This is a genomic window from Streptomyces sp. NPDC002784 (genome assembly GCF_053592135.1).
Window position 1 is genome coordinate 582,101 of record NZ_JBSFVD010000002.1, and the last position, 16,197, is coordinate 598,297.

Sequence of the window (16,197 nt, forward strand, 5' to 3'; positions counted from 1 at the left end):
GGCCCTACGTCCCCCTCGCCCGGTGCTCCTGCGGGCTCACCCCGTGGACCCGCTTGAAGGCGCTGGACAGCGCGAAGGCGCTGCCGTAGCCCACCCGCCGGGCGATCGCTTCGAGGGTGTCGTCGGTGTCCCGCAGCGCGTCCGCGGCGAGGGCCAGCCGCCAGCCGGTCAGGTAGGTCATCGGCGGCTCCCCGACCAGCTCCGTGAACCGCCGGGCGAGCGCCGCCCGGGACACCCCCGCCTTCGCCGCCAGGGACGCCACCGTCCAGGGGTGCGCCGGATCGTCCTGCACCAGCCTCAGCACCCGCCCCACCACCGGATCGGCGAGCGCCCGGTACCAGGCGGGCGCCGCCGCCTCGGGCCGGGAGAACCAGGCCCGCAGCGCGGCGATGACCAGCAGGTCCAGCAGCCGGTCCAGGACCACCTCCTGGCCCGGTTCGTCACGGACGATCTCCTCCCTGAGGAACGGGGTGAGCGGGCAGTCCCACACCTCGGCCGTGAGCGTCAGCAGCGGCGGCAGCGCGTCCAGCAGCCGCCCGCCGACCTCGCCCTGCCACAGATAGGTGCCGATCAGCATCACGGCCGCGCCGTCGACCCGGTCGCCCCAGGTCCGCACGCCGAGGTCCATGACGCCGTTGAGCGAGCGGCCGTCGGGGTAACGGCACTCCCCGCCCGGCAGGATCAGTGCCTGCGGCGGGGTGTCCGGGGCGTCGGCGCAGGTGTACGGGTCGGGGCCGCGGGCGATCGCGAGATCGCCGGGGCGCAGCAGCACCCGCTCCCCCCGGTCCGGCACGATCCATGCCTCGCCCCGGGCCATCACCATCACGGTCAGCGGGGCGCGGTCCTCGATGCGGACGGCCCAGGGCGGGTCGAAGCACGCGCGGATCATGAAGGCGCCACGCGCGCGTGGGCCCTCCAGCAGGCCGGCCAGGGCATCCATGGCGCCAGCGTAGACGCGTGCGCATGGGAATGAGCCGTTCGGCGATGGGGACTTGGGCCGCGCGGCCGTTGACTTGGGCCATGACGACGAACACGCGCAACGCGACAGTGATGGTGACCGGCGCCTCGGGCCGTACCGGCAGCCGGGTGGTCCGGGCCGTACGGGCGGCCGGCCTGGAGGTGCGGGAGGCGACGCGGTCCCGGGGCTTCGACTGGGAGGACCCGACGACCTGGGCGGACGCCCTGCGCGGCGCCGATGCCGCGTACCTGATGTACCCGGCCGACGTGGGTTCCCCGGCCGCGGCCGAGGGCGTCGGGGCGCTGGCCCGGGAGGCGGTGGGACTCGGCGTACGGCGTCTGGTGCTGCTCTCGGCGCGCGGCGAGGACCAGGCGCTGCCGACCGAGGAGGCGCTGATGTCCTCGGGCGCGGACTGGACGGTCGTACGGGCCGCGTGGTTCGCCCAGAACTTCAGCGAGGGTCCGCTGGCGGACGGGCTGCGCGAGGGCGGGCGGCTGGTCTTCCCGGCCGGGGAGGTGGCGGAGCCGTTCATCGACGTCCGGGACATCGCGGACGTGGTGGCGGCCGTGCTGACCTCCGGGGACCGGTACGCGGGCCGCACGCTGGAGGTCACCGGGCCGCGGCTGCTGTCCTTCCGGCAGGCCGTCGCGGAGGTGGCGGGGGCGACGGGCGCCGAGCTGACGTACGTGCCGGTGCCGGCGCGGGCGTACGGGGAGCACCTGACCGGCTTCGGCGTCCCGCGGGAGGAGGCGGAGCTGTTGGTGGAGGTCTTCGAGACCCTGCTGGACGGCCGTAACGCCCGCCTCACCGACGGCGTCCGGCAGGTGCTGGGCCGGGCGCCCCGCGACTTCGCGGACTTCGCCCGGGAGGCAGCGGCGGCGGGCGCCTGGAAGGCGTGACGGGCGCGGTCAGGAGTCGTCGGGCTTGTGCGGGGGGTGCGTGCTCTTCACATGGGTGCGCAGCCGGGACGTGACGTCCTCGGGGGGCAGGAAGCGGGACCAGCGCTCCGGGAACTCCGAGGGCATGTCGGGGTCGTCCGGGTCGTCGTGGGCGGCCTCGCGGTGGGCGGCGGCGCGGGCCACGTACTCGGCGACCTGGGCCTCGCGCAGCCGCTCGTTGGCGGCGCGGGCGGCGGCGGTCGCGGCGGCCGGCCAGACCCGGTCGATCGCCGCGTTGACCGCGGCCCCGACGAGGACCGCGAACGCGGACACACCGATCCACAGCAGGACCGCGACGGCGGCGGCGAGGGAGCCGTAGATCGTGGCGCCCTCGACGGTGTTGGTGAGGTAGATCCGCAGCAGGAAACTGCCGAGGACCCACATGCCGAGGGCGACCAGGGCGCCGGGGACGTCCTCGATCCACGGCGATCGGACCGGTACGGAGACGTGGTACAGCGTGGTCAGGAAGGCGATGGACAGCAGGATGACCACCGGCCAGTACAGCACCTGGACCAGGGTCTGCGACCACGGCAGGACGTTGAGCACCGCGTCCGGGCCCGCCACCATCAGCGGCAGGGCGATCGAGCCGATCACCAGGGCCACCAGGAAGAGCACGAAGGCGACCAGCCGCGTCTTCACGATGCCGCGGACGCCGTCGAGGCCGTACATGACGGTGATGGTGTCGATGAAGACGTTCACCGCGCGGGAGCCCGACCACAGCGCGAACAGGAAGCCGATGGAGATGACGTCGGGGCGGCCGCCCTTCATCACGTCGTCGAGGATCGGCTGGGCGATCTGGCGGACGCCCCTGTCCGACAGGACCGTGCGGGAGGCCTCCAGGAGGTTCGCCTCCAGGCTGGTGATGGTGTCGGTGCCGGTCCAGTCGTCGACGTGACCGAGCAGTCCGATCATGCTCAGCAGCAGCGGCGGGACGGAGAGCAGCGTGAAGAAGGCCGCCTCCGCCGCCAGCCCCAGGATCCGGTACTCGATGCACGAGTTGACCGTGTCCTTCAGCAGCAGCCAGGCGGTCCGGCGCTTCGAGACGTTCCGGTAGAGGGCACGCGCCCGGTGGAGACGGCCGGAGGGCCTCTGGGGGAATTCACTTGCTGGCTGCACGGCCTAACGGTATCCGCCGCGGGGCCCGCTCCCGTCCCGCCCCGGGGGCCGCCGCGTCGGTGGGGTGAGTGCCCGGATCCGGACGGGTAGGTTCACAGCCATGGACGGCACCACCCACACCGTGACGAACCAGCCCCCGCCCCTGATCGGGTACGACGTCTACGCGGCCGACCGGGCGCTGACGGCGGCGGTCGAACGGCACCTCGATCCGGGCCTGCTCCCCGACGCGACCAGCGAGTTGTCGGCGCTGGGCCGGTCGGCCTCCGCGGCCCAGCTCCAGGAGTGGGCGGTGCAGGCCGAAGAGAACCCGCCACGGCTGCGCACCCACGACCGCTACGGCCACCGCGTCGACGAGGTCGACTTCCATCCGGCCTGGCACCGGCTGCTCGGCAAGGGGGTCGCCGCGGGGCTGACCGCGGCCTGGACCCGGCCCGGCGGGCATGTGCGGCGCGCCGCCGGGTTCCTGGTGTGGACCCAGGTCGAGGCCGGCAACTGCTGTCCGCTGTCGATGACCCACGCCGCCGTGCCGGCGCTGCGCACCGACCCGGAGCTGGCCGCCGAGTGGGAGCCCCGGCTGACCTCCGTGATCTACGACCGCGAGCTGCGGCCCGCCCGGCACAAGGCGGGGGCGCTGTTCGGGATGGCCCTGACGGAGAAGCAGGGCGGCAGCGACGTACGGGCGAACACGACGGCCGCGCGGCCCCTGGGCGACGGGGTGTCCTACGAGCTGACCGGGCACAAGTGGTTCTGTTCGGCGCCGATGTCGGACGGGTTCCTGGTCCTCGCCCGGGCCCCGGGCGGGCTGACCTGCTTCCTGGTGCCCCGGGTGCTGGAGGACGGCACCCGCAACCCCTTCCACCTGCAGCGCCTCAAGGACAAGCTGGGCAACCGGTCCAACGCCTCCGCGGAGGTCGAGCTGGCGGGGACCTGGGCGCGCCGGGTCGGCGAGGAGGGGCGCGGGGTGCGGACCGTCATCGGGATGGTGGCGGCGACCCGTCTCGACTGCGTGCTGGGCTCGGCGGGGCTGATGCGGCAGGCCGTCGTCCAGGCGATCCACCACTGCGACCACCGCGAGGCGTTCGGCGGCCGGCTGGCCGACAAGCCGCTGATGCGCAACGTCCTGGCCGACCTCGCCCTGGAGTCGGAGGCGGCCACCACGCTGGGCCTGCGGCTCGCGGCGGCCTGTGACGACGGCGGCGAGCAGGAGCGGGCGCTGCTGCGGATCGCGGTGCCGGCCGCCAAGTACTGGGTGGCCAAGCGCTGTACGCCGGTGACGGTCGAGGCGTCCGAGTGCCTGGGCGGCAACGGCTACGTCGAGGAGTCCGGGATGCCCCGCCTGGTACGGGAGTCCCCGCTGAACTCGATCTGGGAAGGGGCCGGGAACGTCCAGGCGCTGGATGTCCTGCGGGCGCTGCGGCGCGAACCGGCCGCTCTGGACGCCTACCTCGTGGAGATCGGCCGGGCCCGCGGCGCCGACCACCGGCTGGACGCCGCGATCAAGGGCCTGCTGACCGAACTGGCCGATCTGGAGAGCGTCGAGGGCCGGGCCAGGCGCCTGACGGAGCGGCTGGCCCTGGTGCTCCAGGCTTCCCTGCTGGTCCGGTTCGCCCCGCCGGAGGTGGCCGACGCCTTCTGCGCGTCACGTCTGGGCGAGGACGGCGGCGCGACCTTCGGGACCCTGCCGGCCACCCTGGACCTGGAGTCCGTGGTGGACCGGGCCAGGCCGGAGGACTGACCGCATCCCCCGCGGCGGCGAGGCAAGGGGTGGTGCCGCGCCGACACGGCACCACCCTTCGCACAGGCCCGTTCGAGGCCGCGAACGCCGCTCGGGACGGCGTCGCTCAAGTCTCGATCAGGCCATGGCCCACCACCAGGGTTGCAAGGGGTTGCAACTTGCCGGCTCCGGTGGCCGAACTGGCTCCGTCCACCCGGGACGGGCTGCACTATGAGACGACCGGTCAGGAACGGCCGACGCACTCCCGGGGAGGACTCGTGGCGCTGTCACCCATGGACGTGACGCAGCTGGCCGTCGTCGACGCGGCGCGCGCGGCGCGGGTACTGAACGACGTGCGCAACGCCACCCTCGCCGGGCAGCGCGCGCCGGTCGCGCCGCGCCCGGTGATCGAGCAGTCCTGGGACCGGCTGCTGCGCAGCGGGGTCGACCCGGACCGCGGCGTCCGCTCCGAGCTGCTCTCCCGCGAGGAGGTGCAGCGGCGCCGGGAGACCAGCGCGCTGCGGCATGTGCTGCCGGTGCTGCGCGAGGGGCTGCTGTCGGTCGCGGACGTCGCCCACCACATCATGGTCGTCGCCGACGAGGAGGGCCGGGTGCTGTGGCGGGAGGGCAGCGCGCCGGTGCTGCGCAAGGCCGACGTGCTCGGCTTCGAACTCGGCGCGGACTGGCGGGAGGACGTCGTCGGCACCAACGGCGTGGGCACCCCGGCCGTCGTGCGCCGGCCGGTGCAGGTCTTCGCCTCCGAGCACTTCGTGCGCACCCACGCCACCTGGACCTGCGCCGGTGCCCCGATCACGGATCCGCGGGACGGCCGGCTGATCGGCGTGGTGGACATCAGCGGACCGCTGGAGACCATGCATCCGGCGACCCTCGCCTGGGTGGACTCGGTCGCCAAGCTCGCCGAGTCCCGGCTGCGGGAGGTGCATCTGAGCGCGCTGGAGCGGCTGCGCGCGGTGGCGGCGCCGGTGCTGTCCCGGCTCGCCGGGCGGGCGCTGGTGGTGGACCGGGACGGCTGGTGCGCGGCGGTGACGGGGATGCCGTACCCGGGGCGGATCGCGCTGCCCAAGTCGCTCGGGGCGGGCCGGCGGTGGCTGCCGCCGCTCGGGCTGTGCGCCGTGGAGCCGCTGGCCGGCGGCTGGCTGCTCAGGCCCGCCGACGAGCCGGTGCCGCACGGGAGCACCCGGATCGTGCTGGATCTGTCGCAGCCGCGCCGCTGGTCGATGACGGTGACCGGGGGCGCGGGCACCTGGCGCCACGAACTGAGCCCCCGGCACGCCGAGTTGCTCTACCTGCTGGCCCTGAACCGGGACGGGATGAGCGCGGCGGGCCTGGCGGAGGAGGTGTTCGTCGACGCGGGCCGCACGGTGACGGTCCGGGCCGAGATGTCCCGGGTACGCCGTTATCTCGGGGGGCTGCTCGACCATCGGCCGTATCGTTTCTGCGAATCGGCGGAGGTCGAGGTGCTGCTCCCCGAGGATCCGCGCGACCTGCTGCCGCACTCGACGGCGCCGGGCGTGGCCGACGGCCGTACGCGCTGAAGCTCCCGAGGTGGCATCTTCCGGGTAATTACGGGGTCTTCGTCCGCGACCACGGCCCGCTGCCGTAGCATCCCGAGTGGGCCACCCCACCTGCTCCTCGGTCAACGTACGGATCAGCAGGCGCAGTTGGCCCGCCTCGGGAGGACGTCATGAAACAGCATCGCGGCAGACACCGCCGGCGCAGGAGGGGCCGCGCGCTGCGTGGCGTGCTGGCCGGAACCGCTCTCGCGCTCACCGCGGCCGCCACCATGATCAGCGCCTCCCAGGCCACCGACGACGCGGATCCCGGGGCGCTGAAGCCCCTCACCACCCACGCCGAACTGAACCCGCTGCGGCTGCGCGAGGACCTGCTGTCCGAGCCGGCCCTGGAGCGGCTCGACGACCGGCTGGGCCGCCCGGCGGGCGTGGGCGCGGTGCTCGCCGACACCGACGGCACCCTGCGCGACCCGGACGACTGCACCGCCGGCGAGCGCGCCGCCCTCCCGGAGGCGCCCGCGGCCACGCGCGCGTACTGCTGGGACGCCGCCGACACCCGGGGCCTTCGCTCCGGCGCGGTCACCACCTCCGGGGACGCCGACGACGACGGCCACTGGGGCGAGCACCGCATGGTGCTGTCCGCCTGGTCCGGCGACCGGCGCTCCCGGGTCGCCTTCGTCGACGCGGACGACCCCGGCCGCCTGAGCTACACCTGGGTGCGGCTCGCGGTCCCGACGGACGACGGCCGCGCGCACCGCCCGCTGCGCTCGGCGCTCTCGGGCATGGTCTGGTACCAGGACAAGCTGCTGGTCACCGCGCGGGACGGACTGTACGTCTACGACCTGCACCGCGTCCGGCGCGCCCCCGCGGCGGACGGCTCCCGGTACGTGCTGCCGGCCGTCGGTGTGTACCGCTCGGCCGGACCGGCCCCCACCGGCCTCTCGCTGGACCGCAGCACCTCGCCGGACAGCCTGGTGGCGAGCCGGGACGGCCGGCTGTGGCGGTACGCGTTCAGCGTGGACCCGGGCCGCGGCGGGCTGCTCGCCACCGGGACCGCGACCGAGGCGTACGCGACCGGGGCGGAAAGGCTCGGCGGGGTGCTGTCGTACCGCTCCCGCTGGTATCTGACGCAGCGGGCCGAGGAGCGCGGCACGCTGTGGCGGCAGAGCGCGGACGGGGCCGAGGCCACCCGCTGCGGGGCCGACGGGACCCGGCTGTGCTGGACCGGGCGGACGCCGTCCCTGTCGTACTGGCAGCAGACCGGGGAGGTCTGGTCGCAGTCGGGGCGGACCCTGTTCGCGCTGCCGCTGCACGCGATCGACAGATCGCTGGACTAGCTGCCGCTGCACGCGATCGACAGATCGCTGGACTGGATGATTGTCTGGGCGACATGCCCAACATCCCCGTGACCACCTGGTCCCTGGAGCAGACGGACCCCTCCGACCTGCTGCCGGCCGCCGCCCCCGAGGGCGACGTGCGGATCGTCCGCTCCGAGGTCCCCTCCCCCGAGTTCAGCCGCTTCCTGTACGCCTCCGTCGGCGGCGACATCCGCTGGATCGACCGGCTGGGCTGGAGCTACGCCCAGTGGCAGGAGCACCTGGAGCGCCCCGGCGTGGAGACCTGGGTCGCCTACGACCACGGCACGCCCGCCGGGTACGTGGAGCTGAGCCCGCAGGACGACGGGGTCGTGGAGATCGAGTACTTCGGGCTGATCCCCGCCTTCCGGGGCCGCCGCATCGGCGGCCACCTGCTGTCGTACGGCGCCGCCCGCGCCTGGGACCTCGCGGACCGCTGGCCGGGGCGGGCGCCGACGAAGCGCGTCTGGCTGCACACCTGCAGCCTGGACGGCGAGCACGCGATGGACAATTACCGGCGCCGGGGCTTCAGGCTGTTCGACACCAAGGTCGAGGAGCAGTCGCAGGTCGCCGCGCCGGGCCCCTGGCCGGGCGCATACCCCGCCTGACCTGCACGAGGCGGCACATTGTCGGCATGTGACCCAGAACACCCTTGTCTCGCTCTCCGAGACAAGGGTGTCCGCATTTTGGACGAAGCTGGACTGTGTCCAGATCGCCGTGCCACGCTTCCGTCATGCCTGGAACTGGAATTGCCTTGGTGAGTCGGCGGCACGTCGACCTCGGCCGCATGTCCAGCGCCATCTGTCCGGCGCGCTGAGAGGTCATCCAGCACCGCCCGGCACCTCCCCCTTTGCCTGCATTTCCCGCGCAAGGACGCGCCCGTCTGCCGTGCGCGCACGCGCAGGTCAGAGCCGCTTTCCCGCCTGTCCCGAAGGACGTATCAACCATGGCCGCCACCCCGCAGAACCCCGCCGCCGCGACCCCCCGCCGCAGGGCGAGCCGTCACCGCGGCGAGGGACAGTGGGCCGCGGGGCACTACACCCCGCTGAACGGCAACGAGCAGTTCAAGAAGGACGACGACGGTCTCAATGTGCGGACACGCATTGAGACGATCTACTCCAAGCGCGGCTTCGACTCGATCGACCCCAACGACCTGCGCGGCCGGATGCGCTGGTGGGGCCTGTACACCCAGCGCAAGCCCGGGATCGACGGCGGCAAGACCGCGATCCTGGAGCCGGAGGAGCTGGACGACGAGTACTTCATGCTGCGCGTCCGCATCGACGGCGGCCGGCTCACCACCGAGCAGCTCCGGGTCATCGGCGAGATCTCGCAGGAGTTCGCGCGGGGCACCGCCGACATCACCGACCGGCAGAACGTCCAGTACCACTGGATCCGGATCGAGGACGTGCCCGAGATCTGGAACCGCCTGGAGGCGGTCGGCCTGTCCACCACCGAGGCCTGCGGTGACACCCCCCGCGTGATCCTCGGCTCGCCGGTCGCCGGTATCGCCGCCGACGAGATCATCGACGGCACCCCGGCCATCGACGAGATCCAGCGCCGGATCATCGGCAACAAGGACTTCTCGAACCTGCCCCGCAAGTTCAAGTCCGCGATCTCCGGCTCGCCGCTGCTGGACGTGGCGCACGAGATCAACGACATCGCCTTCGTCGGGGTCAACCACCCCGAGCACGGCCCCGGCTTCGACCTGTGGGTCGGCGGCGGTCTGTCCACCAACCCCAAGATCGGTGTCCGGCTCGGCGCCTGGGTCCCGCTCGACGAGGTCCCGGACGTCTACGAGGGGGTCATCTCGATCTTCCGCGACTACGGCTACCGCCGGCTGCGCACCCGCGCCCGCCTGAAGTTCCTGGTCGCCGACTGGGGCCCGGAGAAGTTCCGCCAGATCCTGGAGGACGAGTACCTGCGGCGCAAGCTCGTCGACGGCCCGGCCCCGGCCCAGCCGGTCGAGCGCTGGCGCGACCACGTGGGGGTGCACCGGCAGAAGGACGGCCGCTACTACGTCGGTTTCGCCCCGCGCGTGGGCCGGGTGGACGGCACCACCCTGACGAAGATCGCCGAGCTGGCCGAGGCGCACGGCTCGGGCCGGGTGCGGACCACCGCCGAGCAGAAGATGCTCGTCCTGGACGTGGACCAGGCGCAGGTCGACTCGCTCGTCGAGGGCCTGGAGGCGCTGGACCTCACGGTCAGCCCCTCCCCGTTCCGGCGCGGCACCATGGCCTGCACCGGCATCGAGTACTGCAAGCTCGCCATCGTCGAGACCAAGGCGCGCGGCGCCTCGCTGATCGACGAGCTGGAGCGCCGGATCCCGCAGTTCGACGAGCCCCTCACCATCAACATCAACGGCTGCCCGAACGCCTGCGCCCGTATCCAGGTCGCGGACATCGGTCTCAAGGGCCAGCTGGTCCTCGACGACCAGGGCCGGCAGGTCGAGGGCTACCAGGTGCACCTGGGCGGCGCGCTCGGCCTGGAGGCCGGCTTCGGCCGCAAGGTGCGCGGTCTGAAGGTGACGGCCGAGGAACTGCCCGACTACGTCGAGCGGGTCCTCAAGCGGTTCCAGGAGGAGCGCGAGGACGGCGAGCGCTTCGCCACCTGGGCCGCGCGCGCTTCCGAGGAGGCCCTCTCATGAGCGAGCGGGCCGCCCCCTTCTACTGCCCCTACTGCGGCGACGAGGACCTGCGCCCCAGCGAGCAGGGCCACGGCGCGTGGGAATGCGCCGCGTGCAACCGGGCTTTTCAGCTGAAGTTCCTCGGGCTGCTGGCCCGGGGCGTTCAGCCGACCGAGGCAGGGGGAGACGGGATATGACGACCACCCGGGAAGAGCGCACCACCGAGGATCTGAAGGCGCTCGCCGAGCGGGCGGGCCGCGATCTGGAGGGCGCCGACGCGCTGGAGATCCTCCAGTGGGCCGCGGACACCTTCGGCCGGCGCTTCTGTGTGACCTCCTCCATGGAGGACGCGGTCGTCGCCCATCTCGCCTCCCGCGCGTTGCCCGGTGTTGACGTGGTGTTCCTCGACACCGGCTACCACTTTCCCGAGACCATAGGTACCCGTGATGCGGTGGAGGCGGTGATGGACGTCAACGTCATCACGCTCACTCCGCGTCAGACGGTGGCCGAGCAGGACGCGGAGTACGGCCCCAGGCTGCACGACCGCGATCCGGACCTGTGCTGCAAGCTGCGCAAGGTCCAGCCGCTGGAGGAGGGCCTCAGGGGCTATCTGGCCTGGGCGACGGGTCTGCGCCGCGACGAGTCCGAGACCCGGGCGAACACCCCGGTCGTCAGCTGGGACGACAAGCGGCAGAAGGTCAAGATCTCGCCCATCGCCCGGTGGACCCAGGAGGACGTGGACGCCTACGTGGCCGAGCACGGTGTCCTCACCAACCCGCTGCTGATGGACGGTTACCCGTCCGTCGGCTGTGCCCCCTGCACCCGTCGCGTCCTGGAGGGCGAGGACGCGCGGGCCGGCCGCTGGGCGGGCCGCGCCAAGACCGAGTGCGGGCTGCACCTGTGACCACGACCCCGTTTCCGGAGACCGCCCCGGAGAACAAGGAGAACCACGTGACGACCGGAGCCACCGTCTGGCTCACGGGTCTGCCGAGCGCCGGCAAGACCACCATCGCGTACGAGCTGGCCGGCCGGCTGCGCGAGGAGGGCCACCGCGTCGAGGTGCTCGACGGCGACGAGATCCGCGAGTTCATCTCCGCGGGCCTCGGCTTCAGCCGCGCGGACCGCCACACCAACGTGCAGCGCATCGGCTTCCTCGCCGACCTGCTCGCCCGCAACGGCGTCAAGGCGCTGGTGCCGGTGATCGCGCCGTACGCCGACAGCCGTGAGGCGGTGCGCAAGCGCCACCAGGACAGCGGGGCCGCGTACCTGGAGATCCACGTGGCCACGCCGGTCGAGGTGTGCTCCGAGCGCGATGTGAAGGGCCTGTACGCCAAGCAGGCGGCGGGCGAGCTGTCCGGGCTGACCGGGGTCGACGACCCCTACGAGGAGCCCGAGACGCCCGACCTGCGGATCGAGTCGCAGAACCAGACCGTGCGGGAGTCCGCGGCGGCCGTGTACGCGCTGCTCAGCGAAAGGGGCCTGGCATGACGACGACCGTCTCCTCGGTCGAGGAGGGCACGGGGACTCCGTACGCCCTCTCCCACCTGGACGCGCTGGAGTCCGAGGCGGTGCACATCTTCCGCGAGGTGGCGGGCGAGTTCGAGCGGCCGGTGATCCTCTTCTCCGGCGGCAAGGACTCGATCGTCATGCTGCACCTGGCGCTGAAGGCGTTCGCGCCGGCGCCGGTGCCGTTCTCGCTGCTGCACGTCGACACCGGGCACAACTTCCCCGAGGTCCTCGACTACCGGGACCGCGCGGTGGCCCGGCACGGGCTGCGGCTGCATGTCGCCTCGGTGCAGGACTACATCGACCGCGGGGTGCTCAAGGAGCGCCCGGACGGCACCCGCAACCCGCTGCAGACGCTGCCGCTGACGGAGAAGATCCAGGCGGAGAGGTTCGACGCGGTCTTCGGCGGCGGGCGCCGCGACGAGGAGAAGGCCCGCGCCAAGGAGCGGGTGTTCTCGCTGCGCGACGAGTTCTCGCAGTGGGACCCGCGCCGCCAGCGGCCCGAGCTGTGGAACCTCTACAACGGCCGGCACGCCCCCGGCGAGCACGTCCGGGTGTTCCCGCTGTCCAACTGGACCGAGCTGGACGTGTGGCAGTACATCGCCCGCGAGGGCATCGAGCTGCCGGAGATCTACTTCGCGCACGAGCGTGAGGTGTTCGCCCGCAACGGCATGTGGCTGACCGCCGGCGAGTGGGGCGGCCCGAAGGACGGCGAGACCGTCCAGAAGCGGCTCGTGCGCTACCGCACGGTCGGTGACATGTCCTGCACGGGCGCCGTCGACTCCGACGCCACCACGCTGGACGCCGTGATCACCGAGATCGCCGCCTCCCGGCTCACCGAGCGGGGCGCGACCCGCGCCGACGACAAGATGTCCGAGGCCGCGATGGAAGACCGCAAGCGCGAGGGGTACTTCTAGCCATGAGCACCACCACGGAACTCCCCGAGACGACCCTGCTGCGGTTCGCCACCGCCGGTTCCGTCGACGACGGCAAGTCCACCCTCGTCGGGCGGCTGCTGCACGACTCCAAGTCGGTCCTCACCGACCAGCTGGAGGCCGTGGAGCGCGCCTCGGCGAGCCGGGGCCAGGAGGGCCCGGACCTCGCGCTGCTCACCGACGGCCTGCGCGCCGAGCGGGAGCAGGGCATCACCATCGACGTGGCCTACCGCTACTTCGCCACGGCCAAGCGCCGGTTCATCCTCGCCGACACCCCCGGCCATGTGCAGTACACCCGGAACATGGTCACCGGCGCCTCCACGGCCGAGCTGACGGTGATCCTCATCGACGCCCGCAACGGCGTCGTCGAGCAGACCCGCCGGCATGCCGCGCTGGCCGCGCTGCTGCGCGTGCCGCACGTGGTCCTCGCCGTCAACAAGATGGACCTGGTGGACTACCAGGAGCCGGTGTTCGCCGCCATCGCCGAGGAGTTCACGGCGTACGCGCTCGAACTGGGCGTCCCGGAGGTCACCGCGATCCCGATCTCGGCGCTCGCCGGTGACAACGTGGTGGAGCCGTCCGCCCACATGGACTGGTACGGCGGCCCGACGGTGCTGGAGCACCTGGAGACCGTCCCGGTCGCCCACGACCTGAGCCACTGCCACGCCCGGCTGCCCGTGCAGTACGTGATCCGCCCGCAGACCGCCGAGCACCCCGACTACCGCGGTTACGCCGGTCAGATCGCCGCCGGTTCGTTCCGCGTCGGCGAGCAGATCACCGTGCTGCCGTCGGGCCGCTCCACGAAGATCGCCGGTATCGACCTGCTCGGCGAGCCGGTCGACATCGCCTGGACCACCCAGTCGGTGACCGTCCTGCTGGAGGACGACATCGACATCTCGCGCGGTGACCTGATCGTGCCCAGCAAGGACGCGCCGCCGACCACGCAGGACATCGAGGCGACCGTCTGCCATGTCGCCGACGCCCCGCTCACCGTCGGCCACCGGGTGCTGCTCAAGCACGGCACACGCACGGTGAAGGCGATCGTGAAGGACATCCCGTCCCGGCTCACGCTCGCCGACCTGTCCCTGCACCCGCACCCCGGACAGCTCGTCGCCAACGACATCGGCCGGGTGAAGATCCGTACCGCCGAGCCGCTGCCCGTCGACTCCTACGCCGACTCGCGGCGCACGGGTTCGTTCATCCTGATCGACCCGAGCGACGGCACGACGCTCACCGCCGGCATGGTCGGCGAGTCCTTCGCCTCCCCGGAGCCCGTCAAGGACGCGGCCGACGACGACGGCTGGGACTTCTGACCGTGTACCGGACCGGAGCGGGCGGGGGGCGGCGATGTCCGCGCTGACCTCCCACCCGTCCATCCGCCGTTCTCCCGGCCGCGCTCGATAAGGGCGCCGGGCCGGGCCACCGAGAGGAACACCTCCCGTGCCTGCCATCCCCGCCCTGCGCCGTACCCTCGCGGTACTGGCCGTGCTGCCGCTGCTCGCGCTCGCGGCCGCGTGCGGCTACGGCTCCCAGGCCGTGGAGAACACCGAGCACGCGATACCCGGGGCGGCGAAGGTCGACGGCCTGGACGCGGTGCGCATCGGCTACTTCGGGAACCTCACCCACGCCACGGCGCTGGTGGGGCGGCACGAGGGGATCTTCCAGAAGGAGCTCGGCGGTACGACGGCGAAGTACGCCGCGTTCAACGCCGGTCCCTCGGAGATCGAGGCGCTGAACTCGGGGTCCATCGACATCGGGTGGATCGGGCCCTCCCCCGCGATCAACGGGTACGTCAAGGCGAACGGCAAGAACCTGCGGATCATCTCCGGTTCGGCCTCGGGCGGCGTGAAGCTGGTCGTGAACCCGGAGCGGATCACGTCCCTGAAGGACGTCGAGGGCAAGCGGATCGCCACTCCGCAGCTCGGCAACACGCAGGACATGGCCTTCCTCAACTGGGCCGCCGAGCAGGGCTGGCAGGTCGACGCGCAGAGCGGCGAGGGTGACGTCTCCGTCGTCCGCTCCGACAACAAGGTCACGCCCGACCTCTACCGGTCCGGCTCGGTCGACGGTGCCTGGGTGCCGGAGCCGACCGCGTCCAAGCTGGTCGCCGAGGGCGGCAAGGTGCTGCTGGACGAGGCCGACCTGTGGCCGGACAAGAAGTTCGTGATCACCAACGTGATCGTGTCGCAGAGCTTCCTCGAGGAGCACCCGAAGGCCGTCGAGGCGGTGCTGAGGGGTTCCGTGCAGGCGAACAAGTGGATCAACGCCAACCCGGACAAGGCGAAGGCCGCCGCCAACGCCCAGTTGGCCGCGGACACCGGCAAGGCGCTGCCCGCCGAGGTCATCGACCGGGCCTGGCCGTCCATCCGGTTCACCGACGATCCGCTGGCGGCCACGCTCGACGCGCAGGCGCGGCACGCGGTCGAGGCGGGCCTGCTGGAGCGGCCGGACCTGTCCGGCATCTACGACCTGACACCGCTGAACAGGGTCCTCGGAGCCGAGGGCGCGCCCGAGGCCGACGACGCCGGTCTCGGCGTGAAGTGAGCCACGAGTCCAGATGAGTTCCCAGGAGGTGACGACCATGGCAACCGCCCTCGCCAAGGCCCCCGACACGGATACGTCCGTGGAGCACGCCGCGCGCATCGACCACGTGTCGAAGTCCTTCGCCGGCCCGGCCGGGCAGCAGCTCGTCCTCGACGACATCACCCTCGATGTCGCGCCCGGCGAGTTCGTCACCCTCCTGGGGGCCTCCGGGTGCGGCAAGTCCACACTGCTCAACCTGGTCGCGGGCCTGGACCGGCCGAGCGCGGGCGCCATCACCACCGACGGCCGACCGGCACTGATGTTCCAGGAGCACGCCCTGTTCCCGTGGCTGACCGCGGGCAAGAACATCGAACTCGCCCTCAAGCTGCGCGGAATGCCCAAGGCCGAACGCCGCGGCCGGGCCGAGGAACTGCTGGAACTGGTCCGGCTGGGCGGCTCCTACGGCAAGCGGGTGCACGAACTGTCCGGCGGCATGCGCCAGCGCGTCGCACTGGCCCGGGCGCTGGCCCAGGACAGCAAGCTGCTGCTGATGGACGAGCCGTTCGCGGCGCTGGATGCGATCACCCGGGACGTGCTGCACGACGAACTGACCCGGATCTGGCGCGAGACGGGCCTGTCGGTGCTGTTCGTGACCCACAACGTCCGCGAGGCCGTACACCTCGCCCAGCGGGTCGTGCTGCTGTCCTCCCGGCCCGGCCGCATCGCCCGCGAATGGACCGTCGGCATCCCGCACCCGCGCCGCATCGAGGACAGCGCGGTCGCCGAGCTGTCCGTCGAGATCACCGAAGAACTGCGTGGGGAGATCCGCCGCCATGGCCAGCACTGAGACCACCGCCAAGGATCCGGGCGACCTCGCCGGACTCGAAGCCGGCCTGGACGCACTCGACACCGTCCAGACCAGCCGCACCCCGCTGCGCGAGACCCTGGTCCGCAAGGTACTCCCGCCGGTCACCGCCGTCGCGCTGGTGCTCGTGGT

At 72.5% G+C, this 16,197-nt stretch carries 16 protein-coding genes and 1 pseudogene; 15 read left to right on the forward strand and 2 right to left on the reverse strand.

Translation table 11 applies throughout. The features are described from left to right. Positions 1–4: 4 nt before the first annotated feature. Complete coding sequence (locus tag ACWD1Z_RS07240) at positions 5–940, reverse strand: AraC family transcriptional regulator (protein ID WP_451116292.1); 936 nt, start codon at positions 938–940, stop codon at positions 5–7. A gap of 80 nt (positions 941–1,020) precedes the next feature. Here ACWD1Z_RS07240 and ACWD1Z_RS07245 point away from each other — a divergent pair, with 80 nt between their 5' ends. Further along, complete coding sequence (locus tag ACWD1Z_RS07245) at positions 1,021–1,857, forward strand: NAD(P)H-binding protein (protein WP_451116294.1); 837 nt, start codon at positions 1,021–1,023, stop codon at positions 1,855–1,857. Between the two features lie 9 nt (positions 1,858–1,866). Here the strand turns inward: ACWD1Z_RS07245 and ACWD1Z_RS07250 are convergent, their stop codons facing one another. Continuing rightward, positions 1,867–3,012 carry a YihY/virulence factor BrkB family protein gene (locus ACWD1Z_RS07250; protein ID WP_451116295.1) on the reverse strand — a complete coding sequence of 382 codons (1,146 nt, stop codon included), beginning with the start codon at positions 3,010–3,012 and terminating at the stop codon, positions 1,867–1,869. A gap of 100 nt (positions 3,013–3,112) precedes the next feature. Here ACWD1Z_RS07250 and ACWD1Z_RS07255 point away from each other — a divergent pair, with 100 nt between their 5' ends. The 14 genes and pseudogenes from ACWD1Z_RS07255 to ACWD1Z_RS07320 form a co-directional block, all read left to right on the forward strand. Next, positions 3,113–4,747 carry an acyl-CoA dehydrogenase family protein gene (locus ACWD1Z_RS07255; RefSeq protein ID WP_451116296.1) on the forward strand — a complete coding sequence of 545 codons (1,635 nt, stop codon included), beginning with the start codon at positions 3,113–3,115 and terminating at the stop codon, positions 4,745–4,747. Positions 4,748–5,019: 272 nt separating this feature from the next. Beyond that, entirely contained in the window at positions 5,020–6,282 is a 1,263-nt protein-coding gene (locus ACWD1Z_RS07260; protein WP_451116353.1) for a GAF domain-containing protein, read from the forward strand. 149 nt (positions 6,283–6,431) lie between these two features. Further along, positions 6,432–7,595, forward strand: a complete 1,164-nt coding sequence (locus tag ACWD1Z_RS07265; protein ID WP_451116298.1) for a hypothetical protein — start codon at positions 6,432–6,434, stop codon at positions 7,593–7,595. Between the two features lie 53 nt (positions 7,596–7,648). After that, positions 7,649–8,221, forward strand: coding sequence for a GNAT family N-acetyltransferase (locus ACWD1Z_RS07270; protein ID WP_451116300.1), 573 nt, complete (start codon positions 7,649–7,651; stop codon positions 8,219–8,221). 125 nt (positions 8,222–8,346) lie between these two features. After that, a complete protein-coding gene (locus ACWD1Z_RS07275) occupies positions 8,347–8,430 on the forward strand; it encodes a putative leader peptide (protein ID WP_310887545.1) in 84 nt (27 codons plus the stop codon). A 129-nt stretch (positions 8,431–8,559) separates the two neighbouring features. Further along, a complete protein-coding gene (locus ACWD1Z_RS07280; protein ID WP_451116301.1) occupies positions 8,560–10,257 on the forward strand; it encodes a nitrite/sulfite reductase in 1,698 nt (565 codons plus the stop codon). Then, entirely contained in the window at positions 10,254–10,433 is a 180-nt protein-coding gene (locus tag ACWD1Z_RS07285) for a hypothetical protein (RefSeq protein WP_451116303.1), read from the forward strand. Before ACWD1Z_RS07280 ends, ACWD1Z_RS07285 begins: the two co-directional genes overlap by 4 nt. Next, on the forward strand, positions 10,430–11,140 hold the full coding sequence (locus tag ACWD1Z_RS07290) for a phosphoadenylyl-sulfate reductase (protein ID WP_451116305.1): 711 nt from the start codon (positions 10,430–10,432) through the stop codon (positions 11,138–11,140). Before ACWD1Z_RS07285 ends, ACWD1Z_RS07290 begins: the two co-directional genes overlap by 4 nt. Then, positions 11,137–11,724, forward strand: a complete 588-nt coding sequence (gene cysC, locus ACWD1Z_RS07295) for an adenylyl-sulfate kinase (protein ID WP_389421255.1) — start codon at positions 11,137–11,139, stop codon at positions 11,722–11,724. Before ACWD1Z_RS07290 ends, cysC begins: the two co-directional genes overlap by 4 nt. Beyond that, the gene (gene cysD, locus ACWD1Z_RS07300) at positions 11,721–12,659 is read left to right on the forward strand and encodes a sulfate adenylyltransferase subunit CysD (protein ID WP_451116307.1); all 939 of its coding nucleotides are present in this window, start codon (positions 11,721–11,723) and stop codon (positions 12,657–12,659) included. Before cysC ends, cysD begins: the two co-directional genes overlap by 4 nt. A 2-nt stretch (positions 12,660–12,661) precedes the next feature. Beyond that, positions 12,662–13,990: a sulfate adenylyltransferase subunit 1 gene (locus tag ACWD1Z_RS07305; RefSeq protein ID WP_451116308.1), complete on the forward strand. Its 1,329-nt coding sequence runs from the start codon at positions 12,662–12,664 to the stop codon at positions 13,988–13,990. 127 nt (positions 13,991–14,117) lie between these two features. Further along, positions 14,118–15,221: an aliphatic sulfonate ABC transporter substrate-binding protein gene (locus ACWD1Z_RS07310; protein WP_451116309.1), complete on the forward strand. Its 1,104-nt coding sequence runs from the start codon at positions 14,118–14,120 to the stop codon at positions 15,219–15,221. A 37-nt stretch (positions 15,222–15,258) separates the two neighbouring features. After that, positions 15,259–16,047, forward strand: a complete 789-nt coding sequence (locus ACWD1Z_RS07315) for an ABC transporter ATP-binding protein (RefSeq protein ID WP_451116311.1) — start codon at positions 15,259–15,261, stop codon at positions 16,045–16,047. Next, positions 16,034–16,197, forward strand: a pseudogene (locus tag ACWD1Z_RS07320) (ABC transporter permease); the annotation flags it as partial. The gene ACWD1Z_RS07315 and the pseudogene ACWD1Z_RS07320, both read left to right, overlap by 14 nt.